Source organism: Parabacteroides faecis (assembly GCF_014647375.1).
GTDB classification, from domain to species: domain Bacteria; phylum Bacteroidota; class Bacteroidia; order Bacteroidales; family Tannerellaceae; genus Parabacteroides; species Parabacteroides faecis.
Window position 1 is genome coordinate 529,622 of record NZ_BMPB01000001.1, and the last position, 17,670, is coordinate 547,291.

Genomic DNA, 17,670 nt, shown 5'->3' on the forward strand with positions numbered 1-17,670 from the left:
AGAGATGAGTGTTTTTTTCAGAGTACAGCAGCAGAAAAGAAATTGCCCTAAAAATAGTATCATAGTTCTGATAGAACTATTTTTATTATCGGCACAAATATATAATATATTTTTTAATATTTCATCTTTTAACGCAAGATTTTATCAACAAAGGCTAGTGATTGTATAATTTATTTAAAATAAGCACTGTATATATAATATAAATGATATCAACCCGGATAATTCCTCTATAACATAGAACATATAGGCTCATCATTCATACAAAGATTTATAAATAGAATAAGTTCTATCAGAACTTATATAGAGGAGAAGTATGAAATGAGCTGCGCAAGACGCGTAAACAACTGATTAACTTAGGGATACCTTAGAGTTAAAAGCTTTCAATTTAAACAAAATTAAAGACACTATTATGCTGAAAAAAACACAAACTGTTAGCTTTCTGCTGCTATCATTAGCCCTCTCTTTCGGAGGAAACGTGTATGCTTCTGAAGTGGGTACTGAAACTTCAATCACGCAACAGGCAGAAAAAATCACAGGGACCATTGAGGATGAGTTCGGTCCCGTAACCGGCGCTTCCGTGGTAGTAAAAGGAACAACGAACGGAACCGTCACAGACATGAACGGTAAGTTCAGTTTATCAAACGTGAAAAAAGGAGACGTCATCGTAATCTCTTTTATCGGTTATGTTACTCAAGAAGTAAAATACACCGGTCAGGATGCCATCAGAGTACAGTTAAAGGAAGACTCACAAACACTCGACGAGGTGGTTGTAGTCGGTTTCGGTACACAAAAGAAAGTCAATTTGACCGGTGCCGTAAGCATGGTCAATGCGGAAGTGATCGAATCGAGACCCGTTCAGAATGTATCTCAAGCCCTGCAGGGTGTTGTTCCCGGTTTGAACTTTACGGTGAACAGTAACGGAGGAACACTGGATAACACGATGAATGTAAACATTCGTGGTGCCGGTACGATCGGTGACGGTTCCGGTTCATCCCCTTTGGTCCTGATCGACGGTATCGAAGGTAATATGAACACGATCAACCCGGCCGATATCGAATCTATCTCCGTATTGAAAGATGCCGCCTCTTCTTCGATCTACGGTTCACGCGCCTCTTTCGGTGTGATCCTGATCAAGACAAAAGGGGGACAATCCGGAAAAGTAAATGTAAACTATACGGGTAACGTCCGCTTCACGGATGCACTGCAGATACCGGAAATGATGGATTCATATCAATTTGCCCAGTATTTCAATGCAGCCGCAGCTAATGCCGGACAAAGTGCCGTATTCAGTGCCGAGGTGATGCAGCGTATCCAGGATTACCAGGCTGGAAAAATATCGACTGTCTCGACACCCAACGCACAAGGTAAATGGAATATGTATTCAGGAGCGAATGCCAACACGAACTGGTTTAAAGAAGTATACCGCGACTGGGTACCTTCGCATGAACACAATCTGAGTGTCAGCGGCGGATCAGAGAAAGTCACTTATCGTGTCAGCGGTAGTTTCCTGAATCAGCAGGGTCTGATACGTTTCGGGGAAGACCGTTTCAAACGTTACACCATGGACGCAAAGATCTCGGCAAAGTTGACAGATTGGGCAACGTTGAATTACACCAACAAATGGACACGCGAGGACTACAGCCGTCCTACTTATATGACTGGCTTGTTCTTCCATAATATCGCCCGCCGCTGGCCGACTTGTCCGGTATATGATGACAACGGTCACCTGACCGACGGTATGGAATTGATCCAGATGCAGGATGGTGGTAAGCAGACACACCAGAAAAACTACTATACACAACAGATAGGATTGAAGTTCGAACCGATCAAAGACTGGACGATCAATGTGGATGGCAATATGCGTACGCATACCAACAACCAACATTACGCCGTACTACCGGTTTCCGCCTATTACGCGGACGGATCTCCGTATTATGTCAGCTGGGATGGCGGCGCTTCTTATTCACCGGGGGCCAGCCGTGTATATGAATACCGGTATACTGAAGATTATTTTACAACAAATATCTATACCGACTATTCTAAAACGATCAATGACCATTATTTCAAAGTGATGGCCGGTTTCAACGCGGAATTAACGAAATACGATACGACTTCAGGACGAGGCGACAAGCTGATCTCAGGAGAAACTCCTTACCTGAGCCAGACAACATCGGAACAGAAAGTGACTGGCGGCCGGGCGGAAAACTCAGTAGCAGGCTTCTTCGGACGTATCAATTACAACTATAAAGATCGCTATATGGTCGAGTTGAACGGTCGTTACGATGGTTCTTCCCGTTTCATCGGCGATAAACGCTGGGGATTCTTCCCTTCCGTATCCGGAGGATGGAACATTGCCCGTGAAGAGTTTTTCAGTGATTGGTCGAATCTTTTCAGCACCCTGAAACTGAGAGCATCCTGGGGACAGTTGGGAAATACGGACACGAAAGATGCCTGGTATCCTTTCTATCAGACAATGCCGACAGGGACTGCTACAGGTACGTGGCTGGTTGACGGAACGAAACCGAACGTAGCCGGACTGCCGGGTATCGTCAGTTCTTTAAAAACATGGGAAACGATCGAATCGTGGGATGTCGGTCTGGATTGGGCTTTGCTCGGCAACCGTTTAACAGGTTCATTCGACTACTTTACACGTTACACATACGACATGATCGGTCCGGCTCCCGAACTACCGGGCGTACTGGGTGCTTCCCCTCCGAAAATCAATAACTCGGATATGAAGTCGTACGGTTTTGAACTGGAACTGTCCTGGAGAGACCGTGTCGGTGATTTCAACTACGGAGCAAAATTCGTATTGTCTGACGCCAAACAGAAGATCACCAGATACCCGAATGAGTCGAGATCGTTGGATATCGCTCACTACAACGGGAAAATGCTGAACGAGATCTGGGGATACACTACTGTAGGCATCGCCCAGTCGCAGGCAGAAATGGACGCACACCTTGCCAATAACAAGCCTAGTTGGGGAGCCAGCTGGAGTGCAGGTGATATCATGTATGCCGACCTGAACGGAGACGGCGTTATCAACAGCGGTGCCAATACGGTAGACGAACCGGGCGACCGTAAGGTCATCGGTAACAGCACACCTCGTTATAACTTCGGTTTAACGCTGGATGCTTCCTGGAAAGGTCTCGACTTTTCCGTATTCTTCCAGGGAATAGCCAAACGTGATTACTGGTTAAGCGGCCCGTATTTCTGGGGTGCTTCAGGCGGAATGTGGCAATCGGCCGGGTTCACAGAACACTGGGACTTCTGGCGCGGAGCCGACGATCCTCTGGGAGCGAACCTGAACGCTTATTACCCGCGGGCTAGTTTTGACGGAGCTAAAAACCAATATGTACAGAGCGGTTACCTGCAGAACGCAGCATATATCCGTATGAAAAACATCCAGGTAGGCTATACATTGCCGAAACAATGGGTTTCAAAGGCGGGCATGTCTTCTGTCCGTGTCTACATCTCCGGCGACAACCTGCTTACGATATCTGACATTACCGGCGTATTCGACCCGGAAACTCTCGGCGGAGATTATGGAGACGGCAAGCTGTATCCATTGTGTAAAACTATATCTGTTGGTTTAAATGTTAATTTCTAAATTATCCGATCATGAAACTGAATTTTAAAAGCATATATATCTATTCGATTGTAGCGGCAGCCGGCCTGTCGATGCCGTCGTGCAATGATTTTCTGGACAGAGAGCCGATCTCCAGTATTACTCCCCAGCAATACTTCAATTCGGCAGAAGAACTGGGAGCCTATGCGATCAACTATTATAATTCGATCATCCCCAGTTATGCAGATGCCTATGCAGCCGGTCCGTTGAATGCGGACAGAAACACGGACAATATGGTTGTAGGGGAAGCCAATACGACTTATTTTGCTTCCAACCGCTGGTTGGTACCCTCTTCCGGCAGCCCTGATTTCTCGCTGATACGTGCCATGAACTATTTCCTGGAACAAGTTTTACCGAAATATGAGGCGGGTAGTATCTCCGGTACGGAGGAAAATATCCGGCATTATATCGGGGAGATTTATTTTATGCGTGCCTCGGTTTACTTCGACCGTTTAAGATCGTATGGCGATTATCCTATCATAACGACCGTACCGGTCGATGAAACGTCGGAACTGGTAGAGTTGAGCAAACGTTCCCCGCGTAATGAAGTGGCGCGTTTCATCCTGGAAGACCTCGACCGCGCTATCTCCATGCTGAAAAGCGGTACTGCTTTCAACAAGGTACGTATCGGAAAGGAACTAGCTTATTTAGTGAAATCACGGGTAGCCTTATATGAAGGTACATTTGAAAAATATCACAAAGGGACACCCCGTGTTCCGGGAGAACAAGGTTGGCCGGGTGCCGACAAAGCTTACAACTCAGGGAAGAGCTTCAATATCGACGGTGAAGTCAGTTTCTTCCTGACGGAAGCGATGAACGCTGCGAAAGAAGTAGCCGACAACCATGAACTGACACAGAACACGATGGTGATGAATCCGGCAATCAACCAGATCTACGGATGGAATCCTTATTTTGAAATGTTCTCGATGCCGACTCCGGGCACGTTGGATGAAGTGATACTCTGGCGTGATTTCGATGCCGACCTGAGTGTGACCCACGGCTTTATGGCTTACATACAGCAGGGAGGAAACAACGGTATGACGAAAAGTTACGTCGACGCTTTCCTGATGGAGAACGGGCTGCCTATCTATGCCGCCAATTCAGGCTATAAGGGAGACATAACGATCGACCAGCAGAAAGAAGACCGCGACGGCCGTCTGCAGTTATTCTTATTCGGTGAAACGACTGTGCTCGGAAATGAAGATTCGCTTCAATATTATAACGCACCGGAGGTAGTCGGTCTGACAGAACATCGCGACCGTACCGGTTTCCGTCAGCGTAAATCCTTCTGTTACGATTTTGCACAGATACGTAACGGGGTACGGGGTACGAACGGTATCGTAACCGCACGTGCTGCCGAAGCCTATCTGAACTATCTGGAAGCATCTTACCTGAAGAACGGATCGATCGACGCTACAGCGGCCTCTTATTGGAGAAAGTTGCGTGAGCGGGCGGGCATCGATGCCGATTTCACGAAAACGATCGCTGCGACCGACCTTTCCAAAGAACCGGACTGGGGCGTTTACTCCGGCTCACAGAAAGTAGATCCTACCCTTTATAATATCCGCCGTGAACGCCGTTGCGAATTTATCGGAGAAGGAAGAAGATGGGATGACCTGATCCGCTGGCGTTCGTTCGATGCATTGTTCTCGGAAAACATGGGGCCGTACGTTCCCGAAGGTGTCAACTTCTGGACAGAGATGCACAAGAACACGGCTTACCTGAAGAGGAACGATGCCGGTGAACTGACGAATGAATCTGCCTTGATCGAACAGAAAGACGGACTTTCTTCTGCGAACATTTCAAACCGGAATGACAGCAAATATATACGTCCGTACCGTGTAGTAAAAGAAAACAACGAGGTATGGAACGGATATAACTGGATGAAAGCCTACTATCTGAGTCCTTATTCCATCCTGGAAATGACTCTGGCTTCTCCGGATTCCAGATTGGAGACATCCAACCTGTATCAGAATCCGTACTGGCCGACAGTAGCCAGCGCATCCGCACTGGAATAAAGTTTTTCAACATACATCGATAACTCAATAAACTCAGTAAGCATTCGGGAGAATCCTTACTGGGTTTTACCTATAATTTGTCAATCATAAGTTTAAAAGCTATACACCATGAAACATCTGGCCTATTTATCTTTCTGCATTTTACTTATGGCATGTGCAAACACATCGGATACGAAAGATACGATCAGTTTCGCACAGGTAGATCCTTTCCTGAAAGTATTCAGGGAATCAAACTTCTTTCCGGAATACAACGAGACGGAAGAAGTGGCGGCAGGCGAACATGCGACATTTCAGTTCGTTGTCCGTAGTGCTGCAACATTGAAAGACCTGGCGATAGAGGTGTCTCCTTTCACGAATGAACAAGGGGTTACTTTACCGGCTGTGCGTTCAGGCTTTGTCGATTTTGTACGGGTAGGCCGCCAAACTCCTGACCGGGCAAAAGATGCGATCACCTCCTTATCCTATTACTATCCGGACCCGATCATCGAAAAAGACCGGTGGAATGTGGAACGGGACATGGCACAGCCTATCTGGCTGACGGCAAACATCCCTTCAGATGCCGCACCCGGCGACTATAAAGCGACGTTCCGGTTAACAGGCAAAGCTGGCGGCAAACTCTTCCGCCAGGAGAAAGAGATACAGATCAAAGTATATCCGGTCGTCATGGAAGAACCTTCTTTATGGGTGACCAACTGGTTCGGTACTTCACCTGAGAAAATGAAGATATTTAACGGTGGAAAAGAGGTAGAACTTTACTCCCCCGTTTACTGGGATATGATCAAGGAATTAGCCCTGAAACTGAAAGAATGCTATTCCAATGTCATCCTGATCTCCCCCTTGCAATACGTTGAATTTTCAGAGAAAGACGGGATATATACATTCGATTACACCCAGTTCGACAAGATGGTCTCTATATTCAAAGAAGCGGGTGCTCTAAAGATGATCGAAGGCGGACATATAGCGGGACGCACCGGCAACTGGGACAGCCAGTTCGAACCCTATGTTCCGGAATATAAAGACGGCAAAAAGACCCGGGTACAATACCCGATGTCTTCTCCCCGGGCACAAAACTTCTACAAACAGTTCATCCCTTCATTAACGGCTCATCTGAAAGAGCAGCAAATGGGAGAAATCTATGCCCAGCACATTGCGGACGAACCGATCAGCTCCAATATAAAAAGTTATGTCGAGATTGCCCGGTTTATCAAACAACTGGCACCGGAGATCAAGATCATAGAGGCCTGTCATTCGCACGACCTGGAAAATACTCTGGATATCTGGGTACCGCAGTTGAACTTCTATAAAGACGGATATGATTTTTACCGCGAACGACAGAAGCAGGGCGACGAAGTATGGTTTTACACCTGCCTGGCTCCGCAAGGAGACTTTGCCAACCGCTTCCTGGAGCAACCGCTTATAAAGACCCGGTTAATCCACTGGCTGAACTTCAAATATGGTGCAACAGGGTATCTGCACTGGGGATTCAATCAATGGTTTGCTAATAACGATCCCTATAAAGAAACAACCCTGATGAACACGGAAAGCGGAAACACGTTACCCGGAGGGGATAGCTGGATCGTCTATCCGGACAATGGCAAGTTATACGGTTCTATCCGTCTGGAAGCCATGCGCGACGGCATTGCCGATTATACCTTACTGAAGATGCTGGAACGGAAAAACCCGGAACTGGCTAAAGAACTGTGCCGCCTGACCGTCTTTCACTGGACGCTCTACGATACGGAAGGCGGTCATTTCCGGAAGACAAGAAGAGAAATACTGGAAGCGTTGTCGGAATAAATAGTTGTATCAAGAGATTATTCAGGAACGCGGAGTTATCCGCGTTCCTGAATTTTTTAGTTCTGTTATGATTCAATTGATCATTAAAAAAAGCGAAAATACGCCGCCACTTCACAGTAACGACGTATCCACTTAAACCGGTCAAACAATTCCCAAAAAGGAATATATTTTATGTAAATTCTCTTATTTCCTAAAATCGCATTGTATCATTTCACCTCTTCCAGTACTGAATAAGATTGTAATACATTATTATTATTGTATTGTTCAGTACGAACGACTCCGATATTCGGAGCATACCATTCATAACCATAACCCTCGATCGTTTCTTTCGGAGAACGTGATTTGATTTTAAATTTTACTTTCGTACAGTCGAATGTACCTGCCGGAGTAGTGATCTCTTCTGTTTTCACATATTCACGATCGTAAATAGAGATGTTCTTCCTGTCCTTACGATTCTTCTTTGAATAAATGTTGATCACTGCATCGTCGAAATACACATCATCCGGAGAAGCTCCTTTCGATACGCTCGGATAATTGATCACAGCATCGGTAGCTGCCACTGCGGTATTCGTTGTAGAGACAAAAGACGGATTAGTAAGAACCTCTTTCATATCCATAAAGAATTCGCCATCCTGGCAAAAAGCTTCCAGTTCGCCTTTGTCGACAACTGTCCCGCTATTATTGGTGAACACGTAATCGGCTTCGACTTCCAGGCCGGATTGTTTACTTTCCACCTCATCCACAACATAAGTCATCACACCTGACAGGTTGCCTTTGCCATCATAACTCTTTTTCACCAGTTTAGTACCTTTTGTCGTCGGGAAAAAGAATGTACAATCTTGTGCCATAGCTCCGCCTGCCAACATAGAGGCTAAAGCTAACAGTAAAACTTTAGATTTCATATTTATAACGTTTAAGTATTAATAATAAGCCGGATATCCAATGCGTTGTTAAAACAGAGGAAGCCTGCGAATGTTTATGGCTTTTCTTTTAAAAATAGCAAAAGAATAAGTATTTCGGGACTTTTTAACCGAAAGGGCACCCCGAATGGTACAACCATAAAAGTTAATTCCTAACTTTGGCGCTCTAAACAGTAATGTCTTATGGTACAAAGATTCGATTTCTTAGTGATAGGTTCCGGTATTGCAGGAATGAGTTTCGCTCTTAAAGTAGCCAATAAAGGGAAAGTAGCCCTTGTATGCAAAACTAATCTGGAAGAAGCCAACACCTATTTCGCTCAGGGTGGTATCGCCTCGGTAACCAACCTGATTGTTGACAATTTCGACAAGCATATTGAAGATACAATGATAGCCGGTGACTGGCTCAGTGACCGTGGTGCAGTAGAAAAAGTTGTGCGTAATGCCCCTCAGCAAATCAAAGAACTGATCAGCTGGGGAGTCGATTTCGATAAAGATGAAAAAGGGAACTTCGACCTGCACCGGGAAGGCGGCCACTCCGAATTCCGCATCCTACACCATAAAGACAACACTGGTGCCGAAATACAGGACAGCCTGATCCAGGCAATCCAGAAGCATCCTAATATCACCGTATTTGAAAATCATTTCGCAATCGAAATACTGACCCAACACCATCTGGGTGTTACCGTCACCCGCCAGACTCCGGATATCGAATGTTATGGCGCTTATATCATGGACCCGGATGGCCGGATCGATACTTTCCTTTCTAAAGTGACCCTGATCGCAACAGGAGGTGTCGGTGCCGTTTATCAGACAACCACCAATCCGTTGGTGGCAACCGGCGACGGCATTGCCATGGTTTACCGGGCAAAAGGAACGGTGAAAGATATGGAGTTCGTACAGTTCCACCCCACTGCCCTGTTCCATCCGGGCGACCGTCCTTCTTTCCTGATCACAGAGGCAATGCGCGGTTATGGCGGCGTGCTCCGTACGAAAGACGGGAAGGAATTCATGCAGAAATATGACAAACGTCTTTCATTGGCTCCACGTGATATTGTGGCCCGTGCCATTAAGAACGAAATGGATACCCGCGGTGACGATCATGTTTATCTGGATGTCACGCACAAAGATCCGGAGGAGACAAAGAAGCATTTCCCCAATATCTACGAGAAGTGTCTGAGCCTGGGAATCGACATAACCAAAGAGTATATCCCGGTCGCTCCTGCCGCCCATTATCTTTGCGGAGGTATCAAAGTCGACCTGGACGCCCGTTCGTCTATCGACCGCCTGTATGCGGTAGGTGAATGTTCATGTACCGGCCTGCACGGAGGAAATCGTCTGGCATCCAACTCGCTGATCGAAGCAGTCGTTTATGCCGATGCAGCGGCAAAACACAGCCTGAGCATCATCGACTCGTTAAAATACCAGGAAAGCATACCGGAATGGAATGATGAAGGAACGACTTCCCTGGAAGAAATGGTATTGATCACCCAGAGTGTAAAAGAGGTCGGGCAGATCATGAGCACTTATGTAGGCATCGTCCGTTCCGATCTGCGCCTGAAACGCGCTTGGGACCGTCTGGATATCATCTACGAAGAGACAGAAAGCCTGTTCAAACGTTCGGTTGCCTCGAAAGATATCTGCGAACTGCGTAACATGATCAATGTCGGTTATCTGATTATGCGTCAGGCCATCGAACGAAAAGAAAGCCGGGGATTACATTATACGTTGGATTATCCGCCGGTAAAAAAAGGACAATAAATATTTCATGATCTATCCGGCAAAGGTTGCTTTGACAGGCGATAAAGTTATCCCTTTTCTCCTTATGTATCTCAACCGGAGCCGTATGTTATTGTTTCGATGATACTTCAGCAACTGAAATATTCACGGAAAAAGGGAACTTACCTCTCTCTTCATTCCGTACAGATGACTGGTAAACAAACTGAAAGTATAAAATAGCACCTATTATTAATACCATGAACACAAAATATTCTGCAATTCTACTATCCGGCCTGATCTTGTCAACCAATGTTAGTCCTTGTATCGCCGCTATACATTCACATCAAAAAGAACCTGTAGCAACGGAAGTCATACAAACCCAATGGAAGGGTAAAAAGGTCGCTTTCCTGGGCGATTCCATTACAGATACATCGCATGTAGGGACAACAAAAAATTACTGGCAATATCTGGAAGAGATGCTGGGTTTGGAGGCACTGGTCTATGGTATCAATGGCCATCATTGGATAGGTGTGCTGGAACAGGCGAAAAAGCTGAAAGAAGAAAAGGGGAATCAGGTAGATGCGATAATCATTTTTGCGGGAACTAATGATTATAATGAAGGAATACCTTTGGGAGATTGGTTTCGCACGAAAAAAACCAGTGTAGAAGTGGCTGGTCCTTCCCGGGAAATACGGCTTAAACGCATCCCACAGACAGATGATACAAATTTCAGGGGACGTATAAACAATGTTATGGCGTACCTGAAAGAGAATTTCCCCACACAGCAGATCATTTTGATGACCCCGATTCATCGTGCACAGGCTTATTTCGGAAAAGATAACATTCAGCCGGAAGAAGCCTTTCCTAATAAATCGGGATTATATGTAGACTCCTATGTCAATGTCATCAAAGAAGCATCCAACGTATGGGCAGTACCGGTCATCGACTTAAACAGTATTAGTGGACTTTATCCGATGTGTGATGCACAAACTCCTTATTTCCATAACGAAAAAACCGACCGGCTCCACCCGAATGCAGCAGGCCATTACCGGATGGCTAAAGCTTTAGCTTATCAGTTATTGGCATATCCTGCCGATTTCAAGTACTAAAGTATATTGTTGTGTCTACATAACAATTCGTGTAGCATTTCCGGCATTATATTTGATTATCAATCGATCAGAAAACAATGATTTGACTGCCTGCTGGCATCTGTCGGAGAAAAAAACAGTAAAACAGAAAAATATCTCATTTTCCTACTAGGGATTTTCAAACTTGTGTTGTCTCTTCTATACAAGACAAAAATAGAACACACTAGTAGACCTATAAATGGATAAAGAGATATTACAAAGATACGTAGAAGGAAATGTCACCCCGGAAGAAATCATAGCCGTCGTTGACTGGTTAGATGCAGACGAAAATAACGTCCGGGAGTTTATGGCATTACATAAACTGAACGACATCTCCCTACTGAATCAACCGGATAAGCAGGTCGATATCCAAAAGGTAAAAAGAACTATCTCTTTCCGAAAGATAGGTTATGAACTGGCCAAAATAGCAGCAATACTGATCATATTCTGGGGAGGAACAAAATTATTCGAAACAAACAACATTACCGAAGAAAGTATTGCGACGTACCAGACACTATACGTACCTGCCGGACAACGCGCCGAATTGATTTTGCCGGATAGTACACGAGTCTGGCTCAATGCCCATAGTAAACTTGTATACCCTGTCAGTTTCGGTAAAGGGACCCGCCAGGTGGAATTAAATGGAGAAGCCTATTTTGATGTTATCCATAATGAGAAACAACCTTTTATTGTGAAAACTCAGCAAATGGACATACAGGTGTTAGGTACAGAATTTAATGTGGCCTCCTATTCCAACTCTTCTGATTTTGAGGTATCTTTATTAAGAGGAAGTATAGAGCTATCTTCACCCAACCTCCCATCCAACTACAGGATGAAGGAGAAAGAACACGTCCAGTTAAAAGACAACAAGTTAATTATCGATCAAATAGCCGATTATGATTATTTCAGATGGAAGGAAGGACTCATCTGTTTCAATAACGAATCAGTTGCAACAATCATTGAGAAGCTTAAACTATACTACGATATTGACATCAAAATTTATAATAAGAGGATCCTAAACAGTCGATATTCCGGTAAATTCAGGACCAAAGATGGTATAGAGCAAGTATTGAAAGTATTGCAGATAGAACATAAGTTCAGCTATACCAAAAATAGTGATTTGAATCTAATAACTATAAAATAAATATGCCTATGAGATAAAAATGAGATGTAAAAATTAACCGGATCATGCTCCAACATAACCCGGTTATCACAGTCAGTACTCTGACACAACAGCAAATTGATTTTAGTACTAACTTTCTAGATTTTTCAAAGTTATGAAAAAAAAACCTATAGGGAAGAAGTATGCCCTATTATTATCGAATTTTAAACACATATTCAGACTTATGAAGTTAACCTTTTTATTATTTCTGTTATGTATTTCAAGTGTTTGGGCAAATAATGCCAATTCTCAGACGACTAAAGTAAATATCCAGGCCGAAAATGCACACATGAAGGATATTATCAGTCAGATCGAGTCACAAACAGATTATCTATTTGTTTACAATTATGAGAATGTAGATCTATCACAAAAAGTTTCCTTAAAGGCTTCGGATATCTCCGTTGCAGAAGTGCTGAAAATTCTTTTTAAGAACTCAGATGTAGTATATGCAGTAGAAGGCAACAATATCCTGCTAATGAAGAATGCTGCAGAAATGAAAAAGCAACAAAATGGTAAAAAGATCTCCGGAAAAGTAACCGATTCGAACGGAGAAGCCATCATTGGAGCAAATGTTGTAGAAAAAGGGACAACAAATGGTACCATAACAGGTATAGATGGTAGTTATACGCTAAATGTTTCTCCTTCTTCTACATTGCAGATATCTTTTATCGGTTATCTTACACAAGAGGTTTCCGTGCAAAATAAGACTTCATTAAATGTAACCATGAAAGAAGACTTACAGGCATTGGATGAAGTTGTAGTCGTAGGATACGGAACTCAGAAAAAGGAAGTGGTTACAGGAGCGATAACATCTTTAAAATCTGAAGATATTTCACTCAGTCCAACAGCAAATATGGCTTCCGGATTAGCAGGACGCCTTTCTGGTGTTATCATTAACACACGAAACGGAGAACCCGGAGCTGACGAATCTACCATACGTATCAGAGGCCAGAACTCATTAGTATCAAATGACCCGCTCTATGTTATTGACGGTGTCGTTCGTTCCGAAGAAGGAGGTATATTCAGCCGGTTCGATCCGGAAGATATCGAATCGATCACAGTATTGAAGGATGCTTCAGCAGCAATATATGGTTCTCGTGCCGCAAATGGAGTTATATTGATTACCACCAAACGTGGTAAAGTGGGAAAACCGACCATTTCACTCTCTTATAATCATTCATTTACACAACCTACCCGGACTGTAAAAATGGCAAACTCCGCTTCATATGCAAGAGCACAGAATCTGGCAAATGAAATCAGAGGAATCAGTCCTCGCTGGACAGAAGATGAGATACAAAAATTTGCCGATGGGTCAGACCCATTACATTATCCTAACACAAACTGGTATGATGTAGTACAGAAAAACTGGTCAGGTCAGGACAAAGCAAATATACAACTTACCGGAGGTATGGATAATTTAACTTATCTTGTTTCCGCAGGTTTCCTGGATCAAGGTTCTCCTTATAGAGAAAGTTCTATGAAGAATCGCATGTACAATGTCCGGTCAAACATAGATGCAAAAATAAACGATTACATTAAACTTACTTTTGACTTGTTCGGCAAAAACACAGACCGGACTTTACCGTATAATGGTCAGGCCAGCGGTAACGGGATGTACAGTTGGGTTGGTTTAAGTGCTCCTACAGCCCATGCATACTGGCCTGGAACAGATTATCCAACAAATCAAGGATGGGGTAATTATAATCCATTGGTTATCTCTACAGGAGATGCCGGTACTACTGCTTCCAAAACATGGGTGTTTAACGGACAATCCACCATCGACATATCGATACCCTGGGTGAAAGGTCTATCGGTAAAAGGAAGTATAGCCTATGACTATTTTGGTCAGAACTATAAACAATTCGAAGATGTATATTATGTATATAGTTACGATGAAAGTACTAATACTTACGAAAAATTAAAGGGTCATACTTCTGCCCCTCAGTTATTTATTGAGGAAAAACGGACTGAGTATATCAACGGAAATGTACGTGTCAATTATTTGAATACATTTGCTGATGTACATACAGTGGATGCCTTTGTCGGTTTCGAACAGAATCAAACCAAAAGCACGGCATTAGATGGTAAACGCACAAATTTTCCTACAGGTACGTTAGAAGAACTGAATGCCGGAGATGCCAATACACAGACAAATCACAGTAGTTCTTCAAAAACAGCCAGAAGAAACTATTTCGGACGTGTATTATATGACTATGACCATAAATACATGCTACAATTCCAGTTCAGATATGACGGTTCCCACAACTTCCCTTCCGGAAAACGGTTTGGATTCTTCCCTGGGATTTCAGGAGGTTGGACAATATCCAGAGAAAATTTCATGAAGGATATTACCTGGTTAAACAATTTAAAGCTACGTGGTTCATGGGGTAAAATGGGTAATGATTATCTCAAAGATTCATTCCAATACCTGACGATGTATACATTAGCAGACGGCTCAGTTTTTAACGGAACACAATATTCAGGAATTTCTCAGGCAAATGTGCCTAACCCCAATATTACCTGGGAAAAAGCCGAAACATACGATATCGGATTGGAAACTGGATTTTTGAATAACCGTCTGACATTTGACTTTGACTGGTTCAAAACAAACAGAAAAGATATCCTGACAAAGCGTAATGCATCGATCCCGGCATTTACAGGTTTGAACCTACCTGATGAAAATATCGGAGAGACCGAAAATAAAGGAGTTGAAATGATGCTCGGTTTCAGGGATGATCCCACCAAAGATTTTTCTTATTCTGTATCCGGCAACCTGACTTATGCCCGGAATAAAGTAATTTTCAAGGATGAAACGCCCATGGCGGAAATATACCAGAAAGAAGAAGGAAAACCTATTGGTGCAGCATTAAGATACGAAGCGATCGGAATATACAGCGAAGCTGATATTGCCAATCCGGATGTTCCCAAAAGACCCGGAACAGTAGCCGGAGACATCAAGATACGGGATGTCAACGGAGACGGTGAAATCAATTCACTCGACCAGGTTCGTCAGGATATGACCAATATTCCTGATATCACTTACGGTCTTAACATAAATCTCAGTTGGAAACAATTTGACCTGACGTTAGGATTCCAGGGACAGGCACGGGCAGTCTTTTACCTTCGTGAAGACTGGGTAAATCCGGCTACATCAAACGGTGGTGCAAATATACTACAGTGGTGGACGGAAGATACGATGACACCGGATAATCCGAACGGAACAAAACCACGGTTAGGTACGGCATATGGTATAGGTGGAACAACTTTCACTCAGATCAGCGCTAATTTCTTCAAACTCAAAAATGCAGAAATAGGATATAGAATACCTAAAGATATTATATCCAAAGTCGGTTTGTCAAGAGCTCGGGTATATGTGAGCGGAACGAACTTATTCTCTATCGACCATACCAGCAAATTCGGTATAGATCCGGAAGTTGCCAATGGAGGATGGGACTTGAATCCGATGCGATTAATAAATCTAGGTGTAAACGTTTCATTTTAAAAATACACATGATGAAAAAGATAATATATTTAGTAAGCATAACATGGATCATGTTATTATCTTCTTGCAGTGATGTGCTTGATATAACGCCAACAGACAGATATCCTGACCCGGCAGTCTGGCAGGATGAGAACCTGTTGAAAATGTTTGTAAATGAACAATATAGTGGCATTTGTACGAAAGATAATTATTATAAAATAATGTATTTTGGAGATGATATTTTCTCCAAATACAATGAAGGAGGCTGTGATCTTATCCGGGAAAATATATTGACAGCCGATAATGTAGGTTCATTAAATAATATACTACATGTATGGGATAATTCGTATAAATTCATCCATAATATTAATGTGTTCTTTAATAACATAGGGGAATCATCAATTGATGATTCAGTAAAAAAAGAACTTATTGCCGAGATGAAATTCATACGTGCCTATATTTATGCCAAACTGATCTGGGCATATGGTGGTGTTCCTATTATAGAGGAAGCATTTGACATCAATAGTGACTGGTCACAGGTAGAAAGAAACACATGGGATGAATGTGTTACCTATATAGTTAAGAATCTGGATGAAGTGATAGCTGACCTTCCTGACAGACCTTCAGAAAGAAACAGAGCCAGTGGAAATGCTGCGCGCGCACTTAAATCACGAGTATTACTCTATGATGCAAGTATATTGAATAATCCGAGCAATGATAAGCAGAAATGGCAGAGAGCAGCTGATGCTGCTGCAGCTCTTTTTGACAAAGGATATACGCTGGCAGCAGACTATCAGAAAATGTTCCTGGATGTAAACTGCAGTGAATTTATATTCGCAAAAGAATTCAGTGAGACCTATTACTGTCAGTTGACCTTTTATATTGGTACTGCGGGTAATAGTGGACTCGCATTGGCAGTTCCTTCTTTGAATATAGTGGATGCTTACGAAACAATAGACGGTGAAGTACCGGTTACCGATAGCGAGTTGGGAACAATCAATCCTAAATCGATGTACGACCCATCCAATCCTTATGTGAACAGAGACCCTCGTTTCTATGCATCGATCTATTATAATGGTGCTGATTTTATGGATCGTAAAATAGAAACTTATAAAGGAGGTTATGATGTAACAAATCAGGATGCCACCATGACTGGCTACTATATAAGAAAATTCATAGAGGAAGATAAAGGCATTTCACAAACCCAACATTATACAGGTCCTTTCCCGTTATTCCGGTTATCTGAAATGTATCTCAATTATGCAGAAGCTCAATATCATTTGGGAAATGAAGATCTTGCACGTGAATACATTAATAAGGTAAGAGGTCGTGAAGGAGTAAAAATGCCTCCTGTAACAGCCACTGGAGAGGAATTGCTGAATAAAATATACCACGAGCGTATGATCGAACTTGCGTTTGAAGGACATCGTTATTTTGACGTACGTCGTTGGAAGATTGCTGAAAAAACAGAAACTACTCATATTATGGGTCAAGAGATCATAAAGAATAATGATGGAACATTAACTTATAATCGCCATAAATTGACTCAGGATTCCCGGAAAAATGAATGGAAAGATGCATTTTATCGCTTACCCATTGCTTTTTCTGAAATTCAAAGAAGTAATAATAGCCTGGAACAAAACTCCGGTTATGAGATAAAATAGTTTCAGTTTTAACTCTGAAAAATATGTTTAATCTAAGGACTGTAGTATTCTAATACAGTCCTTAGAACTTTATAAGCGTCCCGAACATGTGAAAAATGTTAATCTCTATATCCCCATAAGGAAAACTAATGTAATGCTTTATAAAAACAGTTTATCA

Annotated in this window: 9 protein-coding genes; 8 read left to right on the forward strand and 1 reads right to left on the reverse strand. The window is 43.0% G+C overall.

Features of this window, described 5'->3' with window-relative positions:
* The first annotated feature begins 409 nt into the window (after positions 1–409).
* From IEY67_RS01700 to IEY67_RS01710, 3 genes are all read left to right on the forward strand, one after another.
* Positions 410–3,610: a SusC/RagA family TonB-linked outer membrane protein gene (locus IEY67_RS01700; protein WP_183670224.1), complete on the forward strand. Its 3,201-nt coding sequence runs from the start codon at positions 410–412 to the stop codon at positions 3,608–3,610.
* A gap of 11 nt (positions 3,611–3,621) precedes the next feature.
* Complete coding sequence (locus IEY67_RS01705) at positions 3,622–5,646, forward strand: RagB/SusD family nutrient uptake outer membrane protein (RefSeq protein WP_183670222.1); 2,025 nt, start codon at positions 3,622–3,624, stop codon at positions 5,644–5,646.
* A 108-nt stretch (positions 5,647–5,754) separates the two neighbouring features.
* Positions 5,755–7,443, forward strand: a complete 1,689-nt coding sequence (locus IEY67_RS01710; RefSeq protein ID WP_183670220.1) for a DUF4091 domain-containing protein — start codon at positions 5,755–5,757, stop codon at positions 7,441–7,443.
* Between the two features lie 206 nt (positions 7,444–7,649).
* Here the strand turns inward: IEY67_RS01710 and IEY67_RS01715 are convergent, their stop codons facing one another.
* Entirely contained in the window at positions 7,650–8,345 is a 696-nt protein-coding gene (locus tag IEY67_RS01715; RefSeq protein ID WP_122353670.1) for a TapB family protein, read from the reverse strand.
* Positions 8,346–8,546: 201 nt separating this feature from the next.
* Between IEY67_RS01715 and nadB the strand changes: the two genes are divergently transcribed.
* From nadB to IEY67_RS01740, 5 genes are all read left to right on the forward strand, one after another.
* Positions 8,547–10,121, forward strand: a complete 1,575-nt coding sequence (nadB, locus tag IEY67_RS01720) for an L-aspartate oxidase (RefSeq protein WP_122374717.1) — start codon at positions 8,547–8,549, stop codon at positions 10,119–10,121.
* Positions 10,122–10,336: 215 nt separating this feature from the next.
* The gene (locus IEY67_RS01725) at positions 10,337–11,188 is read left to right on the forward strand and encodes an SGNH/GDSL hydrolase family protein (RefSeq protein WP_183670218.1); all 852 of its coding nucleotides are present in this window, start codon (positions 10,337–10,339) and stop codon (positions 11,186–11,188) included.
* A gap of 217 nt (positions 11,189–11,405) precedes the next feature.
* On the forward strand, positions 11,406–12,350 hold the full coding sequence (locus tag IEY67_RS01730) for a FecR family protein (RefSeq protein ID WP_122353673.1): 945 nt from the start codon (positions 11,406–11,408) through the stop codon (positions 12,348–12,350).
* Between the two features lie 202 nt (positions 12,351–12,552).
* The gene (locus tag IEY67_RS01735; RefSeq protein ID WP_229800934.1) at positions 12,553–15,870 is read left to right on the forward strand and encodes a TonB-dependent receptor; all 3,318 of its coding nucleotides are present in this window, start codon (positions 12,553–12,555) and stop codon (positions 15,868–15,870) included.
* A gap of 11 nt (positions 15,871–15,881) precedes the next feature.
* Entirely contained in the window at positions 15,882–17,513 is a 1,632-nt protein-coding gene (locus IEY67_RS01740) for a RagB/SusD family nutrient uptake outer membrane protein (protein WP_229800935.1), read from the forward strand.
* Positions 17,514–17,670 lie beyond the last annotated feature (157 nt).

Bases quoted from the DNA above. Each gene is read 5' to 3' on its own strand.
- IEY67_RS01710 (WP_183670220.1), top strand. From the start codon at position 5,755: ATGAAACATCTGGCCTATTTATCTTTCTGCATTTTACTTATGGCATGT.
- IEY67_RS01700 (WP_183670224.1), top strand. From the start codon at position 410: ATGCTGAAAAAAACACAAACTGTTAGCTTTCTGCTGCTATCATTAGCC.
- IEY67_RS01740 (WP_229800935.1), top strand. From the start codon at position 15,882: ATGAAAAAGATAATATATTTAGTAAGCATAACATGGATCATGTTATTA.
- IEY67_RS01715 (WP_122353670.1), bottom strand. From the start codon at position 8,345: ATGAAATCTAAAGTTTTACTGTTAGCTTTAGCCTCTATGTTGGCAGGC.
- nadB (WP_122374717.1), top strand. From the start codon at position 8,547: ATGGTACAAAGATTCGATTTCTTAGTGATAGGTTCCGGTATTGCAGGA.
- IEY67_RS01730 (WP_122353673.1), top strand. From the start codon at position 11,406: ATGGATAAAGAGATATTACAAAGATACGTAGAAGGAAATGTCACCCCG.
- IEY67_RS01705 (WP_183670222.1), top strand. From the start codon at position 3,622: ATGAAACTGAATTTTAAAAGCATATATATCTATTCGATTGTAGCGGCA.
- IEY67_RS01735 (WP_229800934.1), top strand. From the start codon at position 12,553: ATGAAGTTAACCTTTTTATTATTTCTGTTATGTATTTCAAGTGTTTGG.
- IEY67_RS01725 (WP_183670218.1), top strand. From the start codon at position 10,337: ATGAACACAAAATATTCTGCAATTCTACTATCCGGCCTGATCTTGTCA.